This is a genomic window from Pseudoalteromonas sp. APM04 (assembly GCF_022809815.1).
Classification (GTDB): domain Bacteria; phylum Pseudomonadota; class Gammaproteobacteria; order Enterobacterales; family Alteromonadaceae; genus Pseudoalteromonas; species Pseudoalteromonas marina.
On the sequence record NZ_CP094441.1, the window covers coordinates 1425728 to 1452103 of the forward strand.

Genomic DNA, 26376 nt, shown 5'->3' on the forward strand with positions numbered 1-26376 from the left:
GTAATTACTTATCTGCCTCAGTATTAGGCTGAGTTGCTGAATCTGATGCCTGAGAATTAAATGGGTAAAGTGAAAAGTGTTGGCCGGCAATTTTAACTCGGGCTTTTTCATCGCTTTGACTAATTTCAATGTCGCTATCACTGACTAATTTTTGATATAAAAAGAGCATTTCGTCGGCGTCTAATTCGGGGTAGCTTTCATCTAAAAACTGCAGCAGCGGCTGTGGTTTTTTACGTTTTTTGTTAAAGCGTTTAGCAAAGCTTGTTTTTACATCGTTGTAGTCAGGAATGTTAGGCGTTACAAATGCCGGTACATCTTGTTGTTCGGGAAGTTGATATTCTTCATGTTCAAATTCTACCAAGCTTGCCATGTACGCGACAATATGGCGTTGTTGCCCAAGCGAATAACGCTGAGAGTCGGTTACAAAATTAGGTTGTACAGCGCTTAGCATGTTATCTACGCCATTTTTACGTACAAGGCCGAGCACTTTGGCCGCTTGGCGTGTAACTAAGTTATTTCGGCGTAGCTCTTCGCGCAGGGGCATGAGCATATCGGCACTTTTACGTAAACTCTCTCGGCCCATAAGGTTCATTTCGAGTATGCGAGTTCGTAGCTGTTCTAGCATGCGTTTGTCGGTGTATGCTTTACCAGAGCGTTCAATAAATTCGATTTGTTTACTGATTTGCTGCTCTATTATTGTAAAGCAGGCATGAAAATCGCCCCTAATATCGACCATTTCAAGCATGGGCTCTATATATTCGTCAAAGGCTTCAATTACTGCTTTGTAGCGTTTTTGTAGTGATTGCACCGCATTGTTTGATTTAGCTTGTTCAACAATATTTAAAATGGCGTTTTCGTTGTGCGCGTAAAGTTTCATTATTTTACGTACCCGATCATCCATAATACGGCTAAATCGGCGTAAATCGTCAAAGTCTTCCATGCTACCAGCGTTATCTAAACGATTACCTAAACGGGCAAGATCGTCTACTAACACGCTAATTTCTTGTGCTAAGCCCAAATGCTCTTCTTGCAGTAAAAAAGTAGCAAAGTCAGCAATTGCACGGTTAATTTCAAGCTGTGATGATTTAGCCAGTGGAATTAAAATATCTTGATTGAGCAAACGGTTTGTTTCTTTGTAAATGCGCTCGTTGTTCCACGTGGGTTGTTTTTGCTTTATCGCATTTTGCACGTCTTTTAGGCTAAAGTCGGCCATTTTAAAACGTTTAAATAGTAGCTCTAAAACTCCCCAATGTTCGCTAAGGGTATTTAGTCGCTTTTTAGCTGGGATCATAAGGTGTTACAACATCCTAGTAATTTATTATTGAGAATTTAGAAGCGTCTCATTATTACGTATTCTAATTAATCTAGCCTGTATATGGTATTCGTTTTTAAGACTATTTAATAATAGTTTTTGTATAGCCGCAGTGCTAACATTCGCGCCGAAAATAGGCACGTCGAGAGGGACTTTGCGTGTGTTCTTTAAAACAATATCAAAGGTTATTTAATACCCATGGTTTCCACGATTATTCTAACCCTGATAGCGATCGGATTTTTATTGATTGTTATAGAAGATATCATCCATGTAAATAAAGCTAAAACCACGCTTTTTTTTGGCACGCTTTGCTGGATCCTCCTGTTTATTTTCCCTTTGCATGGGCAAAGCCCAGAGCAAGTACAAGAACTCCTTAACGAAAATATTTTAGAGATAGCATCGCTGTGGTTGTTTTTAATGGCCGCCATGACCTTTGTTGCTTATTTAAATTCAAAAGGGTTTATCGAAAATATTGTGCACAGAGTAATGCCAACAAGTATTAGCGAACGCAAGTTGATGTTTTTGGTTGGGGTCTTTGCGTTTTTGTTTTCGTCGGTTTCAGACAACGTAACGGCTACGTTAATATCGCTTGCTGTAGTTATGTCGTTAAAACTACCGCCTAAAAAGCTTATAAAATATGCCACACTTATTGTGTTTGGTGTTAACTCCGGTGGTGTGTCGTTAATTACCGGTGACGTAACAACCTTAATGATATTTTTAGATGGCAAGGTAACCATTGCTAACTTATTACTGCTTATTGCGCCTGCATTTATTAGCGTTATGCTGTTAGCAGCAATGCTAAGTGTTGGCATGAAAGGGGATGTAATCTTTTCAAAGTCTGGAAAAAAACGCATAGAAAAAACCGATATCACCATTGCAGTTATTTTTGTATCTACAGTTATAAGCATACTTGCGCTAAGTGTAATTTACAGTGTACCGCCTTTATTAACTTTTTTATGTGGCCTATCAATCATGTTTTTAGTGGCGCAATTTTTAATGCGCAAAAAAGACATAAACAAAAATATTATCGACTACGTACGCGACATAGAATACGACACCTTACTGTTTTTCGTCGGGGTTTTATTATTGGTAGGTGCATTAAAAGAGATTGGAATGCTAAGTAAGTTTACCGACCTTTACACCGTTATGGCGCCACAGTACGCTAACTACTTAATGGGTATTTTGTCGGCCGGGGTTGATAACGTACCGCTCACTGCTGCTTTACTAAAAGCTAATATAGTGATGAGCCAGCAAGATTGGTTATCGTTTACTTATGCAACCGGTGTTGGCGGATCTATGTTAATTATTGGATCGGCTGCGGGTATTATTGCTATGAGTAAAGTAAAAGAGCTAACTTTTATGAGTTACTTACGTTTGTCGCTCTATTTGTTAGTAAGTTATACCGTGGGTTATGCGGGCGCGTATTACATGGGCGGGTTTGTTTAAGTTTTGCTTAACAAACCGCATTAAAACGCTTGACAGCTAGACGTCTAAACGTTAACTTTCAAACCCCACTTTATAGTGGGGTTTTGTTTTATTAGCCATTGGTTAATACAACATTCAGAAGAGGTGCGATACTTAGGTATTTAATGGTAGGTGACGAACGCCCATAACCATTAAAGAGGGAAGTACTCGCCGAGAAAACCAACGTTACGTCGATGTTGTTTTTCGGTTTATGGGGCTGAATCCTCAAAACTGTCACCAATCTAGGTGGAGAGCTTCTGGCAGTGGATTTACCTTCAAGCATTCACTTGCCAAGTTCTTCTTGTTTTATCGCGGTTTGGATACCGCAAAAGGAGACTAAATGACTACCCAATCAGTGCCGCAAACAGTATCGGACGTTAAATCAGATTACATCGTTGCCAAATTTGGCGGAACCAGTGTGGCTAACTTTGATGCGATGAGTCGTTGTAGCGAAATTATTGTTGCCGATAAAAGCGTGCGTATTGTTGCTGTGAGCGCCAGTGCCGGCGTAACTAATCATTTGGTTGCACTGTGTAAATCAAGCATTACCCCAAAGCAGCGCCAAGAACACATTGACGGCGTGCTAGCCATTCAACACGCTATTTTAGATGAGTTATCGCTTGATGCCGATTTAGCCGTAGGTTTTAACGAAACGTTAAAAGCATTCCAAACGCTAGCGCTTGAAATACTGACAACTGATCAGCAGCACGATGAGTTACTTAGCTTTGGTGAACGTTTATCGTCGTATTTATTTGCGCAAGTGCTGCGTTTAAAAGGCTTAAATGCCGATCGCTTTGATGTACGCCAAGTACTTAAAACAGATAGTCAGTTTGGAAAAGCAACGCCAAATGTAAGCGCAACAGCACAAGCTGCTAAAGAATATTTGATCCCACTGTTAGATGACCAAGTTATTGTAACCCAAGGTTTTGTTGGTAGTGACGAATTTGGACAAACAACAACGCTTGGCCGTGGTGGATCTGACTACAGTGCCGCTTTACTTGCTGAGGCAATAAACGCCAAAAGCGTACATATTTGGACTGATGTTGTGGGTATTTTTAGTACCGATCCGCGATTATGTGTAAAGGCATCGCCCATTGCTCGCTTAAGCTTTGATGAAGCCGCTGAAATGGCTACCTTTGGTGCAAAGGTATTGCATCCTGCTACTATTTTACCCGCTAGCCGTAGTCATATTAATGTGTTTGTTGGTTCAAGCCGCGAGCCTGAACGTGGTGGTACGTGGATAGAGCGTGAAAAATCGCAGCAGCCAGGAATTCGCGCGGTTACCCAGCGTAAAAATCAAATTTTGCTCACCCTTAAAAGCCCTGAAATGTTATTGGCTAGCGGCTTTTTAGCCCGTGTATTTACTATTTTAAGCGAGTTTAATATATCGGTTGATTTGGTAACTACGTCTGAAATTAGTGTAGCAATAACGCTTGATAATGCGCCTAACGCGTCGCGCCCAGAGCTCGACCAAGCGTGTTTAGATAAGCTTGCTGAATTTTGCCATGTATCGGTTGAAAACAACTTAACACTGGTGGCACTTATTGGCTCTGAGATTCAACTTCGCCAACACGAAATGAACTTAATGCAGGTATTAAGTGACTTTAATATTCGCTTGATTTGTCATGGAGCAAGTAAGCACAATCTATGCTTTTTAGTCGAACAAAGTGAATCTGATAATGTGGTTCAGGCTATTCATAGTCGTTTGTTAGAAGCTTAACTAGCAATACCAATTCGCAATAATACTTAATCATTTTTAGGGGCTAAAAGTGTCGCTATCTGCATTAAAAAATTCTCATTTAGAACAACTAAATAACGAATTTTTTGCCTAGCTATCAACACGTTTATCTATCCTCAAAATAGATCACTTAATTTAGCGGGTTGGTATAAGCGAGACATCGGGTAACAAAAAGCACCGCCAGCCGGTGCTTTTTTTATGCACTAAGGTTAAATCAAACGTCTCTGTTAGCGTGTTTACTACTTGGCTGCTTGTGGTCAAGTTTACTAAGGTTAATTCGTTAAATACGTTGGGGCTAAGTAATTTGGCAATAGGGCGACTAGTTGCTTTAGCTAATGACTCTTTTAATGTCCAAATTCTAAAAAAGGTATTGGCTTGGCTTTGCGTATTAGGTTGAGACGTAATTAATGTAACTTCGTCTGTGTGGTAAAAATGCTTGGCTAGTTTTTCAAACGGGCGCGTTAAGCTAATTTTTTCAAGGTCGAAGCCAAACGTCTCGCTTTCTAAATTTAAAGCAACCCCAACAAAACCATGAGAGTGCGATATACACGTATTAATAACGCATTCGTTAATATGCAGCTCTAATTTAGCTGTGGATTGGTTAAAACTTGTGTTAATGGCATTTAATGGCACATTTGAAAATTCAGGGAAGGTGGATTTTACAAGCAATTTTAAAAGTAAGCGGCTTGCTACATATTCTTTTTTAGCTATTTGGTTTTTACGGCGGTTAATAACGGTTAATTCAAATTCGCTGAGTAAGCTCGCCAAGTTGTAATTAGCCAAACTAAGTGTATTAGCGTCGAACAACAAAACGGTACTTTTGCCTTTAGGTAAATTGGCAAAATCTGTTGGTGTTATGGTTAAGGCGTTATTAAAAAAATGTGCGGTCATATCAGCTCAAAAAGTAAAAAGTCGTTGTTATTGTGAGCAGTTAACGCGACAAACAAAGGCTGAATACAATTTTATTACTCAGCTGGCATTAAATATGGTTTAATTCACAACAATCAAAATAATAACAGATTTGTAGATGTATGGCACAAATGCGTGATGGGTTTCAAAGCCGACTTGGTTTTGTTTTAGCCGCTGCTGGCGCGGCAGTGGGTTTGGGTAATATTTGGGGATTTCCTACACAAGCTGCTAATCATGGCGGTGGAGCCTTTTTACTCGTCTATTTTCTGGTTATCTTTTTATTGGCTTTACCGGCGCTATATACCGAGCTTTATTTAGGCCATAACGCACAAGCAAACCCGGTAAAAGCGCTGGGTGACGCATGGCAAGATAGCAACCGTAAAATAGGTGCAGCTGCGGGCTATATTGGCCTTGCGGGCGCTGTAGTTATGTTGAGTTTTTATTCAATTGTGGCAGGCTGGATGCTGTCGTACGCAATTGAGCCTGTTACAACGTTTGTTGGTTTGCACAGTGTGAGCGAGTTTTTACACAGTGACTCGCAAGCCCGTAATTTTGTATTTACACCATTAATGCTTATTTTAACGGCCTGCATTATTTTAAAGGGGGTTAAATCGGGTATTGAAACTTGGTCGCGCCGACTGATGCCTATGCTATTGGTGTTACTTGTTGCGCTAATTGCTTATATAGCCACTTTGGATGGCGCAAGCGAAGGCTTTGCAGCGTATTTAATGCCTAACTTTAGCCAAATACTCGATCCAAATTTAATTATTGCCGCTATGGGACAAGCGTTCTTTTCGTTGTCGTTAGGGGTGGGGTGTATGATGATTTACGGCTCGTATTTACAGCCTGATGCCAATTTGCCAAAACTAACGGCAAGTGTTGCATTACTTGATACGAGCGTTGCATTTTTAGCTGGTTTACTTATTATTCCGGCTATTTATGTTGCACAGCATAATGGCGTTGAGGTATTTAGTGGCGGTAAATTAATAGGTGAAGGGCAGCTTATATTTGCTATTTTACCTGAGTTATTTAATACCATGGGAGAAATAGGGTTACTGGTTGGTTTATTGTTTTTTGTTTTGATGTCTATAGCGTCTGTGACCTCGACTATTTCGTCTACTGAAATTCCGGTTGCGTTTTTAGTTGAAAACCACAATGTAAACCGAACTAAAGCCACGTGGTTGGTAAGCTTAGTGGTTTTAATATGTGCGAGTGCAATTATAGTAAACTTTGATTGGTTATTTGGTTTAGTTATTATGGTATTTACTCAGTACCAACTTCCGTTAATGGGGTTATTTTACTTTATAACGGTTGGCTGGATGTTCAAACGAGGTAATAAGTTACACCAAGCTAGCACCGGCGCGCATTTTTGGTTTGCCCAGTATATTCGTTTTGTATGCCCAATATTAATGACCTTGGTGTTTGCAAACGTCGCGTTTGGTTAATGACTTAATGCAACGAGACTAAAAAGCCTCCGTCGGGGGCTTTTTGCATTTTAAAATGCTGATCGTGATATTTAAAATATTGATATAGCTTACTTACGCCTAGCTGCTTTTTTGTAATGTTGAATATTCGATGAAGGTAGGTACCAACATCCACTGTTTCAGAGAGTCCAGTTTTTGCATGTTGTGTGTTTTCAACGGCTTCTTTCACCAGTGCTAAATGGTAGGTATCAACAGAGGCAATACTTTTATTTTTTACTTTGGGTATGGTGTTTTGTTTACCTAAAATATAAAAATCATCAAAGTAGTGTTTAGCGCTCGCTGTATTATTACCAAACCCTATTACTTTTTTACCATTTCGTCTTAAAAAGTGCACTAGCGCAGCAAAGTCAGAATCAGATGAAGCGATTGCAAAAGTGTCAATCGGCGAGACATACAATGACTCCATAACCCCGACAGTTAACGCAATATCGGCAGCATTACTTTTCGATTTTACAAGTTTTTCTTGGTACACCATTTCTATAGCAAAGCGCGAACATATATTAACCCAAGGTTTCAGCTGTACAGCCCCAAAGTTGCCATATGCTTTTTTAACCTCAATATGTTCAAACTTAGCCATTATTTGCTCTATATATTTATGGCTTATATTTTCTGCATCTATGAATAACGCTGTTTTTTCCATTTAAACACCTGCTAAAAAAGCCATTAAATATAACTAATTGATACCACTGCAATGCATATTTTGGCAAGTGTAAATGGCTATAAATGTTAATTTTTAAAAACGGAGTTAGTAAGCGGTTTACTCTGTTCAACCTCAAGAGCATTTGTAATGGTGGTGTTTGCTATTTCGTTGAGCGCTTCTTGAGTAAAAAAGCCTTGATGCCCGGTGATCAGAACATTTTTAAAACCAACTAAACGAGAAAATATATCGTCTTGGTTTATTTCGTCGCTGTGGTTTTTAAAAAACAGTTCGGATTCTTGCTCGTATACATCTAGTCCTAAGTAACCTAGTTTTTGTGTTTTAAGTGATTGTATGCAGGCTTTGCTGTCGAGTAATGCACCACGTGAGGTGTTGATAAGCATAACGCCGGGCTTCATTTTAGCGAAAGCATGTTCATCGATTAAATGATGGGTTTGATCGTTTAGTGGGCAATGCAGCGAAATAATATCGCTTTGGGTAAGTAACGTGTTTAGGTCGGTAATGGAGTAGTTACCCGGTATTGCATTTGGGTCGCACACTAAAACGTTTGCGCCAAATCCATTGAGTATATTACACAGTGCTAAGCCAATTTTTCCGCACCCAATAATGCCCACTGTTTTGTTATGCAAATTAAATCCAAGTAACCCGTTTAGATCAAAGTTGTCTTCGCGCACGCGGTTGTAGGCTTTATGTGTTTTTCGGCTCAGTGTAAGCATAAGCGCAATACAATGCTCAGCTACGGCTTCTGGGCTATATGCTGGTACACGCAAAACATGAATGTTATGTGCTTTTGCCGCATCTAAATCAACATTATTAAAACCGGCACAGCGCAGTAATATAGTATTTACACCTTGGGCTGCTAATAGCTTTATAACTTGAGCATTAACTGTATCGTTTACAAATACACACACTGCATTGTAATTGCTTGCTAACACCGCAGTTTGCTCGTTAAGCGATTGCTCAAAATAGGTTATTGCTAAGCTATTATGAGGTGTAATGCTTTGTTCAAAAAAAGGTTTTTCGTACTTTTGCGCGCTAAAAAAAGCAATGTTCATGGTGTGGCTCCAACAATTTGGTGCGTTTAAAATAGTAAACCTGTTTAAATTAAACTACGTTACTGCCATGCGCTCAAGTAGCGATTACTTTTTATTTACAGCGCTGTGCGCCTATTTAAAGCAGACATAATGGGTGTTGCTTTTATGTCACTTGATTCAACGGCTTTTTGTAGGTGTGTTTCGATAACCTGTTTAAGTGTTTCAGGTTTAGTACGCGGTGCATAGCGTGCGACTAATTGACCCTGTGAGTTAATTAAAAACTTTGTGAAATTCCATTTCACTGCACGGTTTTGTGAAATACCGCGGGTATGGCATTTTAAATAGCTAAATAAAGGGTGAGCGTCTGGGCCATTTACCATGACTTTACCAAATACTTTAAACGAAACACCAAACTGCATTTGGTAAAAGTCTCTGATAGCTAAATTATCAAGTGGCTCGTTTTGCCCAAACTGGTTACATGGGAATGCAAGTACCGTAAAGCCACGATCCTTGTACTCTTGATATAGCTTTTCGAGAGCATTTAATTGCATTGAAAAACTACATTTACTGGCTGTATTGACAATGAGTACGGTTTTGCCTTTTAACTCGCTTAAAGAAAAATTCTCACTGTTATAAAGTGGTGCATTAAACTGATAAATACTATCCATTGGTTACCTACTTAATTTCCAATTGGTGGAAATTTTACAAAGACTTTCATTCGCTTTTTTGTTGGCCGGTTGACATAATCGGGACCTAGTTTCTAAGTTAGCAGTTAAATAGGTCATTTTTATGTCAATGAAAGTCGCATTTATAGGTTTAGGCGTAATGGGTTACCCAATGGCGGGGCATTTAGCCAATAAAGGGCATAGCGTATGTGTATTTAATCGTACGCAATCAAAGGCGCAAAGTTGGGCTGAACAATACAAAGGAAGCGTTGCAGATACCCCACGCGAAGCTGCTCAAGGCGCTGATATTGTGTTTATGTGTGTGGGTAACGACGACGATTTACGTTCTGTAGTTTATGGTGACAATGGCGTTTTGGCGGGTATGTTACCGCACACCATATTAGTTGATCACACAACAACCTCTGCAGAAGTTGCCCGCGAAGTAGCTGCAAAAGCGGCGCTGCAAAATATTGACTTTATCGATGCGCCAGTGTCCGGCGGACAAGCCGGTGCAGAAAATGGCGTTTTAACAGTAATGGCTGGTGGCATTGAAGCCGTATTTGCAAAAGTACAGCCTGTAATGGCGGCGTTTAGCCGTTTTAGCCAATTGTTAGGTGGCGTAGGCTCGGGCCAGCTTTGTAAAATGGTTAATCAAATTTGTATTGCCGGTGTTGTACAGGGTTTAGCCGAGGGCTTACATTTTGCTAAGCAAGCAGGGCTTGATGGCGAAAAAGTAATTGAAACCATTTCTAAAGGTGCTGCAGGATCGTGGCAAATGGAAAACCGCTACAAAACAATGTGGGCAGGTGAGTACGAGTTTGGTTTTGCCGTAGATTGGATGCGCAAAGATTTAGGCATTGCGCTTGATGAAGCTAAAAACAATGGTGCTACGTTGCCAATGACTGCAACGGTAGACCAATATTACGCTGATGTACAAGCACTTGGCGGCGGCCGATACGATACTTCAAGCCTACTTGCACGAATAGAGGCGCTGCATAAAAAATAACTATTTGTGTTTTAAATTAAACAGGTTCCGCGTTTAACTTGTAGACGCGAAGCTTGCCTGTTTAGCGGGTAATGCCCATAAGTGATTTATTCACAAAAAGGGTAAGGGTCGCTGCGCTTTTAGAGGCAGTGATAGTGTTAAAAAGGTTGTTGTTGGTTCATGTTTTCTCATTTACTTCTCATTCGTTTCTCTTTGTGCAAAAGTTTTTTATTTTAAAGCTTCGCTTTTCACATCAGCAAGCTCTTCATCTTCCGCTAAGGTGTATATATGGGTTTTACTTTTAGATGCGCAGCTTGCTGGCGTGATGGGCAAAACCCGTAAAGTGATTTATTCACAAAGAGGATAAGAGGCGCTGCGCCTTTAGAGGCAGTGATAGTGCAAAAAAGGTTGTTGTTGGTCTCCCCCTGTGTCAGGATAGTTGTCGCCTCTAACATTTAGCAGAGGCAAATAAAATGAAACGTCAATTTACACAAGAGTTTAAAGTTCAAGCTGTTGAAAAAGCATTATCTCAATGTGATGATGTTCGCTTAGAAGATATTGCAGATGACTTAGGTGTCGGTTATTCAACGTTACAACGTTGGATAGCACTGGCAAAAAAGCATCAACTTGAAATACACCAGACGGGTAGCCAAATGACAGCAGAAAAACGACCACAAGACTGGAGTTTAGAAGAAAGACTCAACGCAGTAATTGAGTGTGGAAGTTTAGATGAAGCCGCCATAAATGAATACTGCCGTAATATAGGGCTTTATCCGCATCATATTCAGCAATGGAAGAAAGACTTAGTAACACCACCTTCAAATAAAACAGTAAAGTCAGACAGTAAACAGCTTAAGCAAGAAATAAAGCAACTGCAAAAAGAACTGAATCGCAAAGATAAGGCCTTAGCTGAAACTGCCGCTCTACTTGTACTCAAAAAAAAAGCGGATGCACTTTGGGGTTTCAACGAGGACGATTAACAACAGCGACTGAGCGACATGAATTAATAACGCTTATCACAAACGCACAGGCTTCAGGGGCAAGGAAAGAAAAGGCATGTGAGTTACTTGGACTGACACTAAGAACCGTTCAGCGGTGGATTGAAGCAGACGATATGACTGACAAACGGACGAGTACGAAAAAACAGCCGCCTAACCGTCTCACAGAGTTAGAGCGGCAGCGCATTATTAATACGGCTAATTCAGCCGAATATGGGCATTTACCGGCCAGTAAAATAGTCCCTAAGCTGCTTGATAAGGGCATATGGATAGCGTCTGAAAGTTCGTTTTATCGTGTCATGAAGGCACATAACTTATTAACGCATAGAGAAAAAGTAAAGCCAGCTAAGCCGATAAAAAAGCCAAGAGTATTGAAAGCAGTGCGTGCAAATGAAGTCTACACTTGGGATATCACCTATTTACCAACGAGCGTAAAAGGGCAATTTTTATACTTATATTTAGTGATGGACATTTTTAGTCGAAAGGTTGTTGGCTGGCAAGTTTACGACTCACAGTTAAGTGAATTAGCCGCAGATTTAATGAAGGATATTTGCAGTCGGGAGCAAATAAAGCGCGAGCAAGTTACGTTACACTCAGATAATGGCAGCCCAATGAAAGGCGCGACATTACTGGCAACATTACAGGAGTTAGGGATTGTGCCATCATTTAGTCGACCGTCAGTAAGTAATGACAATCCATACTCTGAGTCGTTATTTAAAACGTTAAAGTATCGCCCAGAATACCCAGAAAAGCCATTTGAAGATATAAGCGCAGCAAGAGAATGGGTAAGTGGGTTCGTTGATTGGTACAATAATGAGCACCTACACAGTGGTATAAAATTTGTGACGCCAAACCAACGTCATTCAGGTTTAGATAAAGAAATATTAGCTAAGCGTCAGCAGGTAAACGACGCAGCTAAATTGAATAACCCAAGCCGTTGGTCAGGGAAGTCACGAGACTGGTCAATGATAAATGAAGTAAATTTAAACCCTGAGAAAAAAGAAGAAATGCGGGCGGCATAAAATTTAACTTGAGGCGACAACTAACTTGAAAAACTCCGGTCTGTATGTTTTCTCACTTACTTCTCATTTGTTTCTCTTTGTGCAAAAGTTTTTTATTTTAAAAGCTACGCTTTTCACATCAGCAAGCTCTGCATCTTCCGTTAAGGTGGCGTATATATGGGTTTTGCTTTTAGATGCGCTGCCTGCTGGCGTGATGGGCAAAGCCCTTAAGTGATTTATTCACAAAGAGGATAAGAGGCGCTGCGCTTTAGAGGAAGAGATAGTTCTAAAAAGGTTTATGTTTTTATGCCCTCTCGTTTACTCCTCACTCGCTTCTCTTTGTAGATTATTTTTTATTTAAAAAGCTACGCTTTTCACGTGAGCAAGCTCTACGTCTACCGCGATGGTGTAGATATGGGTTTTACTTGTAGACGCGAAGCTTGCTTGCGTGATGGGCGAAGCCCATAATAATTTAAACAAAAACGCGACGCTTAAATTACTAAAGCGCCGCGTTTTTAATGCGTTATAAAAACAAACTTAAAGCAATTTACATGCTCTGCGCGTAGTTATATAAAGCCTTTAAAATGGTCAGGTTTTTTTCGCTGTCGTCGTGTTCATGGGCTAGGTTTTCAAGGGTGATCATAAAATCTTGAGCGCTGATTGAGGGTTGATCTTCTCCGTGCATTAACTTGTTTTGGCAATACTGGCGCCATTGGTCAAGCTCTTGCTGGTTGAGCGTTTCTGGCCAATTGCGTGCACGGTATCTAAACAGTAATGTATTAAACTTTTTATCTTCAAAATCTAAGTTTAAGCCCGCTAGTTCATCTGGCTTAGCATCGCGAATAATCGCAAATTTAGCTTTGTCGGCGTGGCTTGTAAAGCCATCGTAAAGTAAGTAATCAACATTAGTGGTTGCGCTGTAATCGCCTTGCTCGTTAAACACTTCAGTTACTTTATCGCGAAGCTCGGTATTGGCTTTTAAAATAGCTAAATTAGCGAGGCACTGCTCGCGGTCAATGCCTAAACGGGCTGCGTTTTCAGGCAATAATGTTTTTGCAGGCGCTAAAATAGGGCACTTGTTTAAATGCACCAGTTTTAAGCCAACAGGTAAATCGCCCTCGGCTAAATCTACGCGTTTGGTGTATAAACGTTTACGTAATTCTTCTACATTTAAATCAAGTAACACTTGCGGGCTTTGGGTTAAATCAAAACATATAACGGCGTTTTTATTTACCGGATGAAAGCTCATTGGCGCCACCCACGTTGTACAACCTTGCGTTGCAGGAATACGCGATGAAGTATGTACCAGCGGCGTCATGTTAAATACATCAACCAACTCGCCAATCGCTTTTTTATTACGCAACCCAAAAAAGAAGTTATAAAGCTTTGGCTGTTTTTCTTTTATTAGCTTAGCCAGTGCGATAGTGGCGGTCACATCGCTTAGCGCATCGTGCGCAGCAGCGTGTTCAATACCGTTGGCTACTGTTAAATGCTCAAGTTTAAAGCTTGGGCTACCGTCTTCTTTTAACGGCCATTCAATACCTTCAGGGCGAAGCGCATAGCAAGCGCGTACTAAATCAATAATATCCCAGCGGCTATTATTGTTTTTATATTCACGCTCGTACGGGTCGTAAAAGTTACGATAAAAACTATAACGGCTTACTTCGTCATCAAAGCGAATACTGTTATAACCTGCCACACAGGTGTTTGGTATACTAAATTCAGCATGAATTTTTGCTATAAACTCAGCCTCAACCAAGCCTTTTTTCATCGCCACTTGTGGCGTAATACCGGTAATTAAACATGCTTCAGGGTGGGGCAAGTAATCCGCTTGCGGCTTACAATATTCAATAAGCGGCTCGCCAATAATGTTTAAATCAAGATCGGTACGAATACCTGCAAACTGGCTCGGCTTATCTTTTTGAGGGCTCGCCCCCCAAGTTTCATAATCGTGCCAATAGATTGTTGCTTGATTTTGCTCTTGATATGCCATAGTAAACCCTGAGTAGTTAACTTAAAAACGCCTAAATATGCGCCAAGTTACTAAAATAATGAATTATTTAGATTATGGCATATGGGCGAGGGAGTTTATAGGTACCTTAATTTAAACTTTAGAAATTTTAACTATTACCGCTGGAAGTCATATTTAATATCGCATATGGTATTTTTTAAATTAACTTAAGTAAAAAATATGATGAGAATACTTTTTACCGCAATCATTTTTTATTCGCTTTTCATTCCACACGGTGTAATAGCCAGTACGGCTAAGGTTCAAGTAAATGGTTTTGACGTTGAATACGAATTAGCAGGTGAAGGTAAACATACCATTTTACTTGAAGCGGGCGGCTCTGCTGGTTTAAGTGATTGGGATCCGATTTTTGAATCACTTACCAAGCACGCGAAAGTTATACGGTATTCTCGTATTGGTAATGGTGGCTCTGCACAAATAAAGAAAAACTATAGCTCAGAAGAATACGCTGCTGAGGTTATATTATTACTCAAAACACTAAAAATAGAAGAGCCTGTTGTATACGTTGCGCATTCTTATGGTGCTTATATTGTGCGTGTATTTGCTGCAACATACCCTAATCAGATTAAAGCGTTAATGTTAATTGAGCCAGCATCAGAGCACGATGTAGATATTATGCGCGCAATTGATTTGCCCCGTGCTGAAAAAGAAATTGCTGCAATAAAGCTCGATGATATGAAAAATGGAATGTCGAATCAGTATTTAGATTTTTGGGCAAAACGCCCGCTACCTGATTACCCTCAAATTGCTGATATACCCGTGACTGTTATCGCCTCCGTTAAAAAGTATAAAAAGCCATCTGTATTATTTTTTACCGACAAAGCTCGTGAAATGTGGGGTGTCTTACATTCAAAGTGGGCTAATGTATTTCCTCAAGGTGAAATAGTAATAACAAATAAAAGCTATCACTATCCGCAAAATGATGAGCCAAAAATGGTTTTAACCCAAATAGTTAAGTTACTTGAACGCACTCAATAAGTTTAAATTTTGGTTGTTTGATAAATATCAATTTTCGAAATTAATGGTCGGCATTAGACTAAAGTCTATAGGTTAGATTTCTTCACTTATTAGGTTTGTTTTTATCGTTTGTCGGTTTGATGGGAATTCTCTAAAGTTCAGTTGTCGGCAACAAGCACGACTTAACCAAACAGGATTATGACCATGAAAACTTTTATCAAAACTATCGCTCTTAGCTCACTACTTACTTGTTCAGCTGCTGCAATGGCTGATCAAAGTGATTACAAATTAATGGTTATCGAAACTGCAACAGCGCCGCAGCCACTTGAGCAATCATTTAATAGCTGTGCACTTAATGTTAAGTCAAAAAACTATGCACAAGCTGAAGAAGTTTGTACTAAAGCAATTACGCTTTTAAAGGATGCTGACGCACCACGTTTTAAAGTACGCCAGCTTACTTCATACGCACTAAGTAACCGTGGTGTTGCGCGTTTGAAATCGAATAACGAAACAGCAGCTTTAGCCGATTTGTACGAAGCTAACCAAATGTCTAACAGCACTATGGTATCGCACAACTTAAATCGCGCTAAAGAAGAGCTTTCTTTATAAGCTGCTTTAGCTAGCACATTTTAAAAAAAAGCCCCAGCTAGGTTTAACCTGCTGGGGCTTTTTTGTATTAGCATTATTGTAGTCTGTACGATTACGTTCTTATTGCTAAGAGTAATCGCATTATCCATAGTTTATTAAATGTAAGTACCTAAAAAGTTGGTATAGTTATAATGGCGTTAGACTAAAGTCTATAGGTTAATTTTATTCACTTATTGAGTTTGTTTTTATCGTTTGTGAGGTTTGAGCTTTTACTCTAAAGTTCACTTGTCGGCAACAAGCACGACTCACTTAATTAGGAAAGGCAAACCATGAAACGTACACTTTTAAAAACCATCGCTCTTGGCTCATTATTAACTTGCTCTGCAGCTGTAATGGCTGATTCAAGTGACTACAAATTAATGGTTATTGAAGCGCAAACTGCGCCGCAGCCACTTGAGCAATCATTTAATAGCTGTGCACTGAATGTTAAGTCAAAAAACTACGCACAGGCTGAAGCTATTTGTACTAAAGCAATTGCACTTTTAAAAGATGCAGACGCACCACGATTTAAAGTACGCCAGCTTACTTCATTCGCGTTAAGCAACCGCGGTGTAGCGCGTTTAAAAGCGAACAACGAAACGGCTGGTCTTGCTGATTTATACGAAGCTAAATCAATGTCTAACAGTACAATGGTGTCGCACAATTTAACACGTGCTAAAGAAGAGCTTTCTTTATAATAAGTATTACCGCAGTGAAAAAGCCGATGTGAGAGTGATCTTGCATCGGCTTTTTTGTGTTTACTGTTTTTTAAAGTGCTCATTATCTATTCATCATTGCGGGTTAATAATACATTTAATTGTTTAACTCAAAGCAGAATCCTATTTTGAAGCCCATAAAAATATTACTACTTAGCTTAGTCGCTATTATATTAACCATAGTACTAGCCCTGTTCGTTTTGCCTGAAAAAATCACTAATCCCGTATTAGGGGCAACACCCAAAGATTGGAATCATGCTACTTTTTGGTATGAGCCATGGGGGAAGTCGGGTGTTCATAAAGGCATTGATATATTTGGTAAAAAAAATACGCATGTTGTTGCACCGGTTAATGGGGTTGTTGTGTTTAGCGGTGAGCTTAAAAGAGGCGGTAAGGTAGTTGCTATACTCGGGCCTAAATGGCGGGTGCACTATGTAGCGCATTTAAATAGTTACAGTGTAAGTGAAGGCGACATTGTGAAGTTAAATGAAAATATTGGCTTATTGGGTAACACAGGAAATGCAGCGGGTAAGCCACCTCATGTTCATTATTCAATTGTGTCTTTATTTCCCCTACCTTGGCTTGCAACAAGTGAAAGCCAAGGTTGGAAAAGAATGTTTTATATCAACCCACATACAAACCTGATTAGCCGGTAATGGTCAGTGGCAAATAAATGATACAAATTTTTAGTTATTGAATAGCTACAGCAAGCTGATGATAAAGGCCAATACCTACGATTACATTGAACGGAAAAGTAACACCCAGCGAGCTAAGCATGGCAAGGCCTATATCGGCTTTAGGAATAGCGGCTTTGATTGCTGCAGGTGCTGCAATGTAAGAGGCACTGGCTACTAAGCTACCGAGTATAACCACTGAACCAAGTTCTAATCCTAATAAAGTACCTACGCCCACGCCTACTGTGCCCAAACATAGTGGGGTAATAATAGCAAAAGTCGCTAATTTCCAATGTTGCCATGGGAAAGGGCGAAGTGTTTGTGCAGCTACTAATCCCATTTCTAGTAAAAATAAAGCGAGGACTACTTTAAAACTGCTTGTTAATAAGCTGGTAACCTGGCTGCCTTGCGATGTGCCGTACATCATGCCAATAATTACACCACCCACTAATAAAATAACACTTTTGTTGGTAAGGGTTTCGTGCCAAAGCGCTTTTAATGAGAGAGTACTTGTTTGGCCTGGGTCTTTATCGAGCTTACGATAAAGTAATAAGCCAACAATAATAGCGGGAAGCTCTAGCATAACTAAATAGAGCGTTACCTCAGCGCCAACGGCTAAATTTGCAGATTCTGCATACGCTAACGCAACCGCGAACGTACCCGCACTCACCGAACCATAATGCGCCGCAATACTGGCGCTGTTAGCCACCGATAATTTAATAACGTATTTTAAAATGGGGTATAGCATTAGCGGAATAAGTGCACCTAGGAGCATCACTGTGCCCATTTCTGGTAGCAGTTGCCAGCTTAAATTGCCGTGAAGTACCATGCCGCCTTTTAAACCAATAGTTAGCATGAGTAATAAGCTTAGTGTTTCGTAGGTTGCTTTAGGAATGGTTAAATCTGAGCGTAATATTCCCGCTACTAATCCTAAAATAAAAAACATAACAACTATATCAGGCACAACATTTCCTTTTAAATATGAAATTAAGTGGCGCTATTGTATTCAAAACTTTGTATAGTAAATAATAAAATAAATACTAGTTAGGTATAAATAATTATCTATAGGTGGTGATTGTGGATTTACGACATATTTCATTTAGGTTACTCGAAGTGTTTATGAGCGTAGTAAAAACAGGCTCAATTAGTGAAACCGCGAGGCGATTGCACTTAACTCAGCCTACTGTATCGCTGCAAATTAAACGCTTACAAGAAGCCGTAGCTGAGCCGTTAATGGTTATGCAGCATCAAAAAATGCATGTGACCGAAGCTGGACTTGAGCTATATAAAACCTGTCAGCAAGTATTTGGACACTTTGAAGATTACCAAGACTTTTTAACAGAGCTAAATGGTGGTGAGCGAGGTAGGTGTAAAATAGCCATGGTGAATACCGCACAGTATATTTTGCCTAAATTATTAGGACCTTATAGTAATTTACACCCGCATGTAGAGCTTCCACTAGAAATTGGTAACCGTGCAGAAGTGCTAAACCGATTTGAGCGTGGTGAAGACGATATTTACGTATTCAGCCATCCTCCATCGCTTGAACATGCGCAAGCTGCACGTTTTTTACATAATCCGCTTGAGTTTATTGTGCCGGTTAATCATCCGCTTGCACAAGTAGAGTCAGTAAAGCTCAGCGACTTAATGCAGTACCGATTTTTATTACGTGAAAATGGCTCGGCAACGCGCATGTTATTTGAAAGCGAGCTACAAAGCCGTGGTTTAGTACTGAGTGATTCAGTACAAATGGCCAGCAACGAAGCAATTAGAGTTGCGGTATCTTCGGGTATGGGAATAGCCGTTTTATCTCGCCATGTACTCGCAAAAGACGATGCAAGCTTTAAGGTATTAACTGTTACCGACACTCATTTAGCTAGCCATTGGTATTTTGTTATGCGAACCGACAGGCATATATCGCATGCGGCTCGAAACTTTTTAAAATTTGCACAGCAGCATTTAGAGCAATACCTCGATTCGCAGTGGGTACGAAACGAGTTAGATAAATTACGGGTTTAAAAATGAGCGCCTTAACAAAAAAACAAATAAACATTATTGAAAAAGGTCCATGGTTTGAAAGCCGGTGTGAGCACTTAAAACAGTTTTTGCTAGCTAATGGCAAATGCGTAAGTCTTAATGCGCATGAGTCATTATTTTTACGTGGCGATGCGCATGATGGAATATACGTTGTTTTAAGTGGCGTTATGCGAATTAGTGGCGTAAATAGTAATGGTAAAGAGGCTGTTTTGAGTTTCATAGATGCGTCGTTATGGTTTGGTGAAGTAACATTATTTGATAAAGGCTTAAGAACCCATGACGTTTATGCACAAACTGACGCTCAGTTATTTTATGTACCACAACGTTCATTAGAGCAACTATTAAGTAAACACCCTGAATATTGGCAGGAATTTGGCTTATTATTGGCACAAAAATTACGGCTTATGTTTTCTTCGATGGAAGATCATGCATTGCACAGCGCAGAGCAAAAGGTATGTAACAGATTATTAATGCTGAGTGAGCAAACTAATTTTTCAGCGCCATTGGCATTGTCTCAGCAACAATTAGCGGATATGACCTATTTAACACGGCAAACCATAAATCAAATACTACAAAAGCTGGTTAAAAAAAACGCCATTAGTTTGGGGTATCAGTGCATTACAGTGTTGGATGTACGTAAACTGCAGGCGCTTGCTAGTTAACTCAAGCGCTGCACAATAAACCTTCAGTTAAAATTTAAATTTTTGGACAAATAAAAACAAACCCTTAATTGTTTAACCAGATTTTTGGTTGCCTAGCTTTAACTTAGTTTATTTTCACCATTTTTTGGAACCAAAATTGCTACAGATAATACTTTGCAGCAATGGATTTAAGCTAATGATGATAACTTCTTATATAAATCAATATAGTCGCTATGTAAGTGACACTAATGCGGCATTAATAAATAAGAGTGCGGCAATAGATGTCCCCATTCAACAAACCACCCAACAACCGAAAGAGTCGAATGAGCCAAAGGTTGCTAATAACTTTTTACAAAATGCCCAAGAGGCATTGGTTTACCAACGTTTAGGTATCGATAAAGACAAAATAGCAGAGATAAAAGCATTAATAGAAGCGTTATCTGAGCAGTTACAAAAGCAAGGCGCTGACAGTGATTCAATTAACAAAAAAATGGACGAACTACAAAAAATGCTCGAACAGGAGCATAAAAATGGACGTGAACGAATGGATACCCAACCAGAACGAGAAAAGGGAAGTATTATTTCGGCGTTAGCTTAAATTTACAAATGTCGGGTAGGTGACATTGTTGTTACGCGTTTATTTGTTATGTTTAGTGTTTAGCTAAATATTTATTGAGGAATACACAATGCAAACACTTCAACAACAACTTGGCAAATATGGTTTATATCACCGCTCTAAGCGCAATGTGCTTACTCATTTTTTTGGTATCCCACTTATTGTATTTGCCGTTTTATGTTTACTTGCCCGCATTGAAATACCCCTTGGTGGCGTTGTTATTAATGGTGCCCAAATATTTGTTTTAGCTTCAGTAATCTATTACTTCATGTTAAGTCTATCGCTGGGTTTAATTATGGCTATATTGTTTACTGCATTGCTGTTTGCTGCTGAGCCTATAGCAGCTATGACATTTTGGCCTTGGTTAAGTATTGGCGTGGGGGTATTTGTGTTTGGTTGGGTGTTGCAATTTATTGGACATTATTATGAAGGCAAAAAGCCCGCGTTTGTTGATGATTTAATTGGCTTAATTATTGGCCCATTGTATGTAACTGTAGAATTACTATTTTTAATGGGTTTTTATAAACAGCTCGAAATAGAAGTGAACAATATTGCAGGGCCAACTAAGGCGTAAATTCACTTACTCAAATCAAAAGCTTCATTGAGCAAAGAGGTGCCTATGAATTTTAATAATAAAACAGTGTGGGTTACAGGTGCATCGTCAGGCATTGGCAAGGAGCTTGCGGTTCAATTTGCAAAGCTAGGCGCACGCGTCATTTTATCTGCCCGCAATGTTGAAAAGCTCACCGAAGTAAAAGCAACGCTTAAAGGTGATGGGCATTTAATTATACCGCTTGATTTGTCAGCGCCTGAGGCTGTTTTGACTCAGGTTACTGATTTACTGCACACTTTACCTTCTATCGATATTTTAATTAATAACGGCGGGGTGTCGCAGCGCAGTTTATTTTTAGAAAACGACTTTAACGTATACCGCCAGCTTATGGAGGTTAACTATTTTGGTTTAATAGCACTGACAAAAGCGATATTACCTTCAATGGTTGCAAGAAAAAACGGTTCAATTGTGGCTATTAGCAGTGTGGCAGGAAAAGTTGGCTCAAAGTTTAGAACGGGTTATTCAGGCTCAAAATATGCGGTAGTGGGCTTTATGGATTGCCTACGAGCAGAAGTAGCAGAGCACAATATTCATTGTTTAACGATTTGCCCAGGTTCGATTAAAACCGCGATTGCACATAATTCGTTAAACGAGCAGGGCGTCGCACAAAACAAACCCGAAGAATCAATTGAAAACGGCATGGCAGTATCCTGTGCAGCTGAAAAAATGATTAAAGCGATTGCTAACAAAAAAGACGAAGTTATTGTTGGGCAAGGATTAAGTGGTTGGGCACCAACGATAAAACGATTTTTTCCTAATTTATTTAATCGATTAACTGCTAAAACTAACTACAGATAATTGCACTTTTACTATTAATTAAGCTAAATAACAGGCGGTGGTTTTATTAATATTGAAAAGGTAGACTGTATTAAAATTAAATAAATAAGGTAAGGATACTCGTGAAATTTGCATGGCTAAGCCTTTTTTTGGTGTGTTAATTTGGTCTGGTATTAACCCTAAAGATCAATTTACTTGGTTACTTGAAGTTATTCCCGCAATGATTGGTTTAGCACTTATAGCAAGCACGTACAAATACTTTAAATTAACCTCTTTATTGTACTTTTTTATTTTAGTGCATTGTATTGTGCTGATGATAGGTGGTCATTATACCTACGCAGAAGTGCCTTTATTTGATAATTTATTTGGCAGCGAACGCAATAACTATGACAAAGTAGGGCACTTTTTTCAGGGATTTGTACCCGCTTTGCTAGCGCGCGAAATACTGCTACGAAAGCAGGTTGTGAATGGCCGAGGTTGGTTAACTTTATTTGTTATATCTGTCAGTTTGGCGTTTAGTGCGTTTTACGAATTAATAGAGTGGTGGGTAGCATTACTGACCGGTGAAAACGCTGAGGCATTTTTAGGGACGCAAGGGTATGTGTGGGATACACAGTCAGATATGGCATTAGCGTTATTTGGTGCTATTTGCTCGTTACTGCTGCTTTCAAAACTACACGATACACAGTTAAAGTATGTAAAAAACTATTAAATACTACACTGGATAGTTAAAAATGACTCAACAACCTCACAACTACTCAATTAATACAGACAAGTCTAAGCTTAACTTTAACGTTATTTATAATTTTATTGCTAATAGTTACTGGGCAAAAGGCATACCTAAAAGTGTGATGCAAAAAGCGATTGATAACTCAATGTGCTTTGGCGTGTATAGCCCTAATAACGAGCAAGTTGGTTTTGCACGGGTAGTTACCGACAACGCTACTTTTGCCTACTTGGCAGATGTATTTATTACCCCGCACCTACAAGGCTGTGGCCTGAGCAAGTTACTTATTAAAACAATAGTAGAACACCCTGAGCTACAAGGGCTCAGGCGCTTTTTATTAGCCACTTCTGATGCGCATGGCCTTTATGCACAATATGGGTTTAAACCGATAGACAACCCAGGGCTACTAATGCAAATAAACCCTGCAAATGTGTATGAGGAAAATACTCAAGAGGACTATTAAGCGGGGGGAAGAGCAATGTTTATTTTAAACTCCTTACAGGCCCCAAACTCTTAAAGATGCTGTATGAATTTCATTTAAAAGTAATAACCCTGCAATACTACCAAATAGCACCCACTTTTTAGATTTTTCAGCTTCCTTGGAGCGCCTGTAAGTAACGTAGCCAATAAAGGTTACTAGTACAATAACGGCTATTAATGATAATTGATTCTCTTGATTCAACTTAAAATTCCCCTCAATTATATGATGAGAGAAAAATGAAATAACCCAAAGCGTGAACAAAACAGTAAGGCCAATTACATAATTAATAATCTTAAATGTATTAATTGAAGTACCACAAACAGGACAAACATAATTTCGTTCCCTAGCGTTGGGTGTTTTAACCTTTGGGGCAATTGTTGAATTACATTTTTTACAAACTAACAGAGACATAAACTCGATTCTATTTAGGGCTTATAACAAGACTGTAGAGTAGCTCCAACAGCCAAATTCAATTAAAAAAGGGTTCCTGTAATTAACTCTAAATGTTTTTAAAGCATTAGGTAATGCTATTTGGAACCCATAAAACAGACTTTTTTTTAAAATGAGTAACTCTGAAGCCTCAATTTTTAAATATGGGGCGAAGGCATGAGTAGCATAATGGGCATGTTTGCGTCCTAGCGAACGAAGTGAGTGACTTAAATTTTTTGTTATGTGCCACCCGATACATCCTTACAAGTAGTAGCTCAATAAGCCATCTGAGCTTTCTATATTTAGGATATCCATAATTACCTCTAAATGGTCGCCAAAGTGTTCTTTCGCCTCAGTGTCTTGCATTTCCATGATTTCTAATTCTGGCAAAAACGTTTCCATGACCCAAAATTTTGATGGGTTCTGCAGAAGACCATTAATAAGAGTGTCTAAAATTGATTCTAGTGTTTTAGTTAATAGCTATTTTTCGTTTGAAACACTTCCTGGCAGTTCAGCAAACAAATCACTACCCTTAAAGCTTTTTAACTCGGACAATGTGGATTGAGTTATGACCAAGGTCTGATCCTGAACTTCTAATAAAGGACTGTATTCCATATTATCCTCTTGGCACATAACACCCCAATAAGCGGTGCGCTTGCAGTGCAAATAAATCCGCAATAACTTCTCGCATTCGCTTGATTGGTTTGTTATGCATCGTTTTTACCTTTATGTGATTCATACATAACTATCAGTAGCCCAGTAATAAGGGATAGAGGAATTGTGATTGCCATTGCATATAAAAAATTACCCATAGTAATGTTGCCTAATCCACCATCTCCCCAAACTTTAATTAACCCAATAAACATAATTGCGAACTGAATGAATACAGAGTTACGAATCACGGCGTCCCAAAATGTAGAGTTAACAAACATTTTTAACCTTTCCTCCGATACTCATAACGCTCGCCTAGGCAGCAAATTAGCAATGGGTTATTGAGCGCAGCGACAATAACCCATTGTTAATTGTCTGATGCGAGTTAACGAGCCTTGAGGCTCTTGTATGGTGTACTTATACGTTTTGTGTATATGGTTTTATACCAATTAAATCAGAAACACCTGAGCCCGATTTTAAAGCTAATTTAATAGAGGATACAAAGGCATCCAATGATAAAGCTTCAAATTGAACGATAAATTTTGCAGTACATGCGCTGTCATTTGACAGAGAGACTAATACAGCCGTATGACCAGCAGAATCGAAGCAATGAAATTTAAGCTCACAGTGCCCATAAGGTGAGTCAATATCACCAACTTTAAAGGTAACTTCATCTGAGTTAGATTCTGGAAAAGCTGATAATTGTTCAGCTAGTTTTTCCAACGATTGAGCATTTATATATTGCTCCGCCTCTCCAGCGAATGATTCACTGCATGCTTTTATCCTTATTTTCGCAGGGTCATCTCGTAGAAATTCGATCTCTAATCTGGGCTGCATCTGCATGTACACCTAACGCCGCATTAAGCGGTGAGTAATAGTTTGCTAAAATGTGAAACGAAGTGGAACCGAGCAAACTGTTACGAATCCGACTTTAATGCCTTGTTAGTTGCGAATTCTTGAGCATGTTTTTTAGCTTTAAACGGTATAGAGATTATAAAGAAAAACAACATCAAGAAAATCATTGAGATAATACCAACTATGTAATACAAGCCTGTTTCGACCATGAACACCATACCTGGAAAATCTACGCTGAGAAACTCATAAATATTTTTATTATTTTCAATAATGAAAATATTTAGCCACTTAGCAAAAAGAAAAAACGAATAACTGATAGATATTGATATTACCGAAAATATACCAGAGCGAAATAAATTAACTTTAGCACCAAGCTCTTTTACGAATATATTTAACCAAATTAAAATAGCTAAACTTGCACTAAAAAATATAGAACCAATCCCGCCAATTGTAACCATAGAAATAAGCCAAACTTGTTTGGTTAATTCCCAAAACTCGAAACTAAGAAATTGCTCTTCATTAGAAAAGTAAAAATAATACCCACCAAAATAGAGAAAATAAAAGAGCAATGCTATGGGATAAAGCTTTAGATTTTCCCTGCGCTCTTTTTTATTTATTTCAGCGTGCTTTCTATTTCGTTCAGCAAGTTTCTGTAATGGATCCATCGCAACTAACAACTTTATCAGAGGACACTTTCCTCTTTTTATGAGCAATGTATGTCCTCTTATTTATTTTTAATATTAATAACAAATCCTGTAACACATTGCGAGTATTAAACTTTAAGTCGGGCTGTTAATTAACAACAGGCAGAAAAGGGGAAAGTGTCCTCACTTTAGTAAATGCAGTAATTAAAAATTTAAAATGAAAACCAAAAGCTTTTTTAAACCATTTTACCACCTCTAAAAAATGGCAACGGTAATATAAGTAACTACTTTAAATACAATTGTTCGTGTAAGACTATTATAAAGGTAGGTTTTTTGCGGGAGGTAGCTGTAAAAAGGAGGTGATGAATAATTGCTAAACGTGCCTACCTGCTTTTGAAACGGGCAAACACGTTTAATACGAATTCACTTGGCTTTTTTAGCCTCAAGCGCTTCTATCTCACTCCAGATTTTTTCGGCTTCTTCGCTTAACATGGCGTAGCTTTTAATGTCGCCTTTACGCTGAGCTTGCATGCCTTGCTCTAATTTGGCGTCGTACTCTTTGCGTAACTTTTTTGTAGGGTCTGATTTGAATATCGAAAACATGGGACTCGCTTAATTTTATAAAAGTGATAGCACTACCATACGCTACAAATA

At 39.1% G+C, this 26376-nt stretch carries 27 protein-coding genes, 2 pseudogenes and 1 riboswitch; of the genes and pseudogenes, 16 read left to right on the forward strand and 13 right to left on the reverse strand.

What is annotated here, in order from left to right; genetic code table 11:
- Window positions 1-4: 4 nt before the first annotated feature.
- Window positions 5-1291, reverse strand: a complete 1287-nt coding sequence (locus tag MTP24_RS06730; RefSeq protein ID WP_243533329.1) for a hypothetical protein — start codon at window positions 1289-1291, stop codon at window positions 5-7.
- 219 nt (window positions 1292-1510) lie between these two features.
- Between MTP24_RS06730 and nhaD the strand changes: the two genes are divergently transcribed.
- Window positions 1511-2758 carry a sodium:proton antiporter NhaD gene (gene nhaD / locus MTP24_RS06735; protein ID WP_243533332.1) on the forward strand — a complete coding sequence of 416 codons (1248 nt, stop codon included), beginning with the start codon at window positions 1511-1513 and terminating at the stop codon, window positions 2756-2758.
- A gap of 110 nt (window positions 2759-2868) precedes the next feature.
- Window positions 2869-3041, forward strand: a riboswitch (Lysine riboswitch).
- A gap of 75 nt (window positions 3042-3116) precedes the next feature.
- A complete protein-coding gene (gene lysC / locus MTP24_RS06740) occupies window positions 3117-4496 on the forward strand; it encodes a lysine-sensitive aspartokinase 3 (RefSeq protein ID WP_243533334.1) in 1380 nt (459 codons plus the stop codon).
- Between the two features lie 153 nt (window positions 4497-4649).
- On the opposite strand, the gene MTP24_RS06745 is transcribed toward lysC, so the two are convergent.
- On the reverse strand, window positions 4650-5405 hold the full coding sequence (locus MTP24_RS06745; RefSeq protein ID WP_243533336.1) for a 4'-phosphopantetheinyl transferase superfamily protein: 756 nt from the start codon (window positions 5403-5405) through the stop codon (window positions 4650-4652).
- Window positions 5406-5545: 140 nt separating this feature from the next.
- Here MTP24_RS06745 and MTP24_RS06750 point away from each other — a divergent pair, with 140 nt between their 5' ends.
- Complete coding sequence (locus MTP24_RS06750) at window positions 5546-6868, forward strand: sodium-dependent transporter (protein ID WP_243533339.1); 1323 nt, start codon at window positions 5546-5548, stop codon at window positions 6866-6868.
- Window positions 6869-6872: 4 nt separating this feature from the next.
- Here the strand turns inward: MTP24_RS06750 and MTP24_RS06755 are convergent, their stop codons facing one another.
- The 3 genes from MTP24_RS06755 to MTP24_RS06765 all read right to left on the reverse strand — a co-directional run bounded on the left by MTP24_RS06755 (window position 6873) and on the right by MTP24_RS06765 (window position 9267).
- Complete coding sequence (locus MTP24_RS06755; protein ID WP_039037867.1) at window positions 6873-7547, reverse strand: NYN domain-containing protein; 675 nt, start codon at window positions 7545-7547, stop codon at window positions 6873-6875.
- An 86-nt stretch (window positions 7548-7633) separates the two neighbouring features.
- Window positions 7634-8620 carry a 2-hydroxyacid dehydrogenase gene (locus tag MTP24_RS06760; protein ID WP_243533341.1) on the reverse strand — a complete coding sequence of 329 codons (987 nt, stop codon included), beginning with the start codon at window positions 8618-8620 and terminating at the stop codon, window positions 7634-7636.
- Window positions 8621-8715: 95 nt separating this feature from the next.
- Entirely contained in the window at window positions 8716-9267 is a 552-nt protein-coding gene (locus MTP24_RS06765) for a glutathione peroxidase (RefSeq protein ID WP_243533343.1), read from the reverse strand.
- A gap of 121 nt (window positions 9268-9388) precedes the next feature.
- Here MTP24_RS06765 and MTP24_RS06770 point away from each other — a divergent pair, with 121 nt between their 5' ends.
- Window positions 9389-10270: an NAD(P)-dependent oxidoreductase gene (locus tag MTP24_RS06770; protein ID WP_008130852.1), complete on the forward strand. Its 882-nt coding sequence runs from the start codon at window positions 9389-9391 to the stop codon at window positions 10268-10270.
- Between the two features lie 452 nt (window positions 10271-10722).
- Window positions 10723-12269, forward strand: a protein-coding gene (locus MTP24_RS06775; protein WP_086007399.1) for an IS3 family transposase whose coding sequence is annotated in 2 segments (ribosomal slippage) — window positions 10723-11203 and window positions 11203-12269 — 1548 coding nt in all. Because the reading frame shifts where the segments join, the coding sequence is not laid out codon by codon here.
- Between the two features lie 526 nt (window positions 12270-12795).
- On the opposite strand, the gene sbcB is transcribed toward MTP24_RS06775, so the two are convergent.
- Window positions 12796-14241, reverse strand: coding sequence for an exodeoxyribonuclease I (sbcB, locus tag MTP24_RS06780; RefSeq protein ID WP_243533344.1), 1446 nt, complete (start codon window positions 14239-14241; stop codon window positions 12796-12798).
- A gap of 201 nt (window positions 14242-14442) precedes the next feature.
- On the opposite strand from sbcB, the gene MTP24_RS06785 reads away from it, so the two are divergent.
- From MTP24_RS06785 to MTP24_RS06800, 4 genes are all read left to right on the forward strand, one after another.
- Window positions 14443-15255, forward strand: a complete 813-nt coding sequence (locus MTP24_RS06785) for an alpha/beta hydrolase (protein WP_243533685.1) — start codon at window positions 14443-14445, stop codon at window positions 15253-15255.
- A 183-nt stretch (window positions 15256-15438) separates the two neighbouring features.
- Window positions 15439-15843: a hypothetical protein gene (locus tag MTP24_RS06790; protein WP_243533347.1), complete on the forward strand. Its 405-nt coding sequence runs from the start codon at window positions 15439-15441 to the stop codon at window positions 15841-15843.
- Window positions 15844-16151: 308 nt separating this feature from the next.
- On the forward strand, window positions 16152-16559 hold the full coding sequence (locus tag MTP24_RS06795; RefSeq protein ID WP_006792270.1) for a hypothetical protein: 408 nt from the start codon (window positions 16152-16154) through the stop codon (window positions 16557-16559).
- Between the two features lie 146 nt (window positions 16560-16705).
- A complete protein-coding gene (locus tag MTP24_RS06800; protein WP_243533348.1) occupies window positions 16706-17233 on the forward strand; it encodes a M23 family metallopeptidase in 528 nt (175 codons plus the stop codon).
- Between the two features lie 34 nt (window positions 17234-17267).
- On the opposite strand, the gene MTP24_RS06805 is transcribed toward MTP24_RS06800, so the two are convergent.
- Window positions 17268-18215, reverse strand: coding sequence for a sodium-dependent bicarbonate transport family permease (locus MTP24_RS06805; RefSeq protein ID WP_039037823.1), 948 nt, complete (start codon window positions 18213-18215; stop codon window positions 17268-17270).
- 113 nt (window positions 18216-18328) lie between these two features.
- Between MTP24_RS06805 and MTP24_RS06810 the strand changes: the two genes are divergently transcribed.
- The 7 genes and pseudogenes from MTP24_RS06810 (at window position 18329) to MTP24_RS06840 (ending at window position 23125) form a co-directional block, all read left to right on the forward strand.
- Window positions 18329-19270 carry a LysR substrate-binding domain-containing protein gene (locus tag MTP24_RS06810; protein ID WP_243533350.1) on the forward strand — a complete coding sequence of 314 codons (942 nt, stop codon included), beginning with the start codon at window positions 18329-18331 and terminating at the stop codon, window positions 19268-19270.
- Between the two features lie 2 nt (window positions 19271-19272).
- Window positions 19273-19950 carry a Crp/Fnr family transcriptional regulator gene (locus MTP24_RS06815; protein WP_243533352.1) on the forward strand — a complete coding sequence of 226 codons (678 nt, stop codon included), beginning with the start codon at window positions 19273-19275 and terminating at the stop codon, window positions 19948-19950.
- 175 nt (window positions 19951-20125) lie between these two features.
- Window positions 20126-20527 (forward strand): hypothetical protein, encoded by a 402-nt coding sequence (locus MTP24_RS06820; protein WP_243533354.1) that lies wholly within the window; start codon window positions 20126-20128, stop codon window positions 20525-20527.
- 88 nt (window positions 20528-20615) lie between these two features.
- Window positions 20616-21119, forward strand: a complete 504-nt coding sequence (locus MTP24_RS06825) for an Mpo1-like protein (protein ID WP_008129882.1) — start codon at window positions 20616-20618, stop codon at window positions 21117-21119.
- 45 nt (window positions 21120-21164) lie between these two features.
- Entirely contained in the window at window positions 21165-21956 is a 792-nt protein-coding gene (locus MTP24_RS06830; RefSeq protein WP_243533357.1) for an SDR family oxidoreductase, read from the forward strand.
- 101 nt (window positions 21957-22057) lie between these two features.
- Window positions 22058-22647, forward strand: a pseudogene (locus MTP24_RS06835) (DUF2238 domain-containing protein).
- A gap of 22 nt (window positions 22648-22669) precedes the next feature.
- Window positions 22670-23125: a GNAT family N-acetyltransferase gene (locus MTP24_RS06840; protein WP_243533362.1), complete on the forward strand. Its 456-nt coding sequence runs from the start codon at window positions 22670-22672 to the stop codon at window positions 23123-23125.
- A 33-nt stretch (window positions 23126-23158) separates the two neighbouring features.
- Here MTP24_RS06840 and MTP24_RS06845 read toward each other — a convergent pair whose 3' ends face one another.
- From MTP24_RS06845 to MTP24_RS06870, 6 genes and pseudogenes are all read right to left on the reverse strand, one after another.
- Window positions 23159-23554 carry a zinc ribbon domain-containing protein gene (locus tag MTP24_RS06845; RefSeq protein ID WP_243533364.1) on the reverse strand — a complete coding sequence of 132 codons (396 nt, stop codon included), beginning with the start codon at window positions 23552-23554 and terminating at the stop codon, window positions 23159-23161.
- A 279-nt stretch (window positions 23555-23833) separates the two neighbouring features.
- Window positions 23834-24037, reverse strand: a pseudogene (locus MTP24_RS06850) (DUF4844 domain-containing protein); the annotation flags it as partial.
- Window positions 24038-24279: 242 nt separating this feature from the next.
- Entirely contained in the window at window positions 24280-24504 is a 225-nt protein-coding gene (locus MTP24_RS06855) for a hypothetical protein (RefSeq protein WP_243533366.1), read from the reverse strand.
- Window positions 24505-24640: 136 nt separating this feature from the next.
- Window positions 24641-25060 carry a hypothetical protein gene (locus tag MTP24_RS06860; RefSeq protein WP_243533368.1) on the reverse strand — a complete coding sequence of 140 codons (420 nt, stop codon included), beginning with the start codon at window positions 25058-25060 and terminating at the stop codon, window positions 24641-24643.
- 80 nt (window positions 25061-25140) lie between these two features.
- On the reverse strand, window positions 25141-25743 hold the full coding sequence (locus tag MTP24_RS06865; protein ID WP_243533370.1) for a hypothetical protein: 603 nt from the start codon (window positions 25741-25743) through the stop codon (window positions 25141-25143).
- 402 nt (window positions 25744-26145) lie between these two features.
- Window positions 26146-26325: a DUF6435 family protein gene (locus MTP24_RS06870; protein WP_010557371.1), complete on the reverse strand. Its 180-nt coding sequence runs from the start codon at window positions 26323-26325 to the stop codon at window positions 26146-26148.
- Between the last annotated feature and the right edge of the window lie 51 nt (window positions 26326-26376).

What these genes read in the sequence shown, in the direction of transcription:
- lysC (WP_243533334.1), top strand. Translation starts at nt 3,117, where the DNA reads ATGACTACCCAATCAGTGCCGCAAACAGTATCGGACGTTAAATCAGAT.
- MTP24_RS06755 (WP_039037867.1), bottom strand. Translation starts at nt 7,547, where the DNA reads ATGGAAAAAACAGCGTTATTCATAGATGCAGAAAATATAAGCCATAAA.
- MTP24_RS06770 (WP_008130852.1), top strand. Translation starts at nt 9,389, where the DNA reads ATGTCAATGAAAGTCGCATTTATAGGTTTAGGCGTAATGGGTTACCCA.
- MTP24_RS06870 (WP_010557371.1), bottom strand. Translation starts at nt 26,325, where the DNA reads ATGTTTTCGATATTCAAATCAGACCCTACAAAAAAGTTACGCAAAGAG.
- MTP24_RS06840 (WP_243533362.1), top strand. Translation starts at nt 22,670, where the DNA reads ATGACTCAACAACCTCACAACTACTCAATTAATACAGACAAGTCTAAG.
- MTP24_RS06860 (WP_243533368.1), bottom strand. Translation starts at nt 25,060, where the DNA reads ATGCAGCCCAGATTAGAGATCGAATTTCTACGAGATGACCCTGCGAAA.
- MTP24_RS06795 (WP_006792270.1), top strand. Translation starts at nt 16,152, where the DNA reads ATGAAACGTACACTTTTAAAAACCATCGCTCTTGGCTCATTATTAACT.
- sbcB (WP_243533344.1), bottom strand. Translation starts at nt 14,241, where the DNA reads ATGGCATATCAAGAGCAAAATCAAGCAACAATCTATTGGCACGATTAT.
- MTP24_RS06825 (WP_008129882.1), top strand. Translation starts at nt 20,616, where the DNA reads ATGCAAACACTTCAACAACAACTTGGCAAATATGGTTTATATCACCGC.
- MTP24_RS06865 (WP_243533370.1), bottom strand. Translation starts at nt 25,743, where the DNA reads ATGGATCCATTACAGAAACTTGCTGAACGAAATAGAAAGCACGCTGAA.
- MTP24_RS06815 (WP_243533352.1), top strand. Translation starts at nt 19,273, where the DNA reads ATGAGCGCCTTAACAAAAAAACAAATAAACATTATTGAAAAAGGTCCA.
- MTP24_RS06750 (WP_243533339.1), top strand. Translation starts at nt 5,546, where the DNA reads ATGGCACAAATGCGTGATGGGTTTCAAAGCCGACTTGGTTTTGTTTTA.
- MTP24_RS06765 (WP_243533343.1), bottom strand. Translation starts at nt 9,267, where the DNA reads ATGGATAGTATTTATCAGTTTAATGCACCACTTTATAACAGTGAGAAT.
- MTP24_RS06830 (WP_243533357.1), top strand. Translation starts at nt 21,165, where the DNA reads ATGAATTTTAATAATAAAACAGTGTGGGTTACAGGTGCATCGTCAGGC.
- MTP24_RS06745 (WP_243533336.1), bottom strand. Translation starts at nt 5,405, where the DNA reads ATGACCGCACATTTTTTTAATAACGCCTTAACCATAACACCAACAGAT.
- MTP24_RS06730 (WP_243533329.1), bottom strand. Translation starts at nt 1,291, where the DNA reads ATGATCCCAGCTAAAAAGCGACTAAATACCCTTAGCGAACATTGGGGA.
- MTP24_RS06855 (WP_243533366.1), bottom strand. Translation starts at nt 24,504, where the DNA reads ATGTTTGTTAACTCTACATTTTGGGACGCCGTGATTCGTAACTCTGTA.
- MTP24_RS06785 (WP_243533685.1), top strand. Translation starts at nt 14,443, where the DNA reads ATGAGAATACTTTTTACCGCAATCATTTTTTATTCGCTTTTCATTCCA.
- MTP24_RS06790 (WP_243533347.1), top strand. Translation starts at nt 15,439, where the DNA reads ATGAAAACTTTTATCAAAACTATCGCTCTTAGCTCACTACTTACTTGT.
- MTP24_RS06820 (WP_243533354.1), top strand. Translation starts at nt 20,126, where the DNA reads ATGATGATAACTTCTTATATAAATCAATATAGTCGCTATGTAAGTGAC.
- MTP24_RS06845 (WP_243533364.1), bottom strand. Translation starts at nt 23,554, where the DNA reads ATGTCTCTGTTAGTTTGTAAAAAATGTAATTCAACAATTGCCCCAAAG.
- MTP24_RS06760 (WP_243533341.1), bottom strand. Translation starts at nt 8,620, where the DNA reads ATGAACATTGCTTTTTTTAGCGCGCAAAAGTACGAAAAACCTTTTTTT.
- nhaD (WP_243533332.1), top strand. Translation starts at nt 1,511, where the DNA reads ATGGTTTCCACGATTATTCTAACCCTGATAGCGATCGGATTTTTATTG.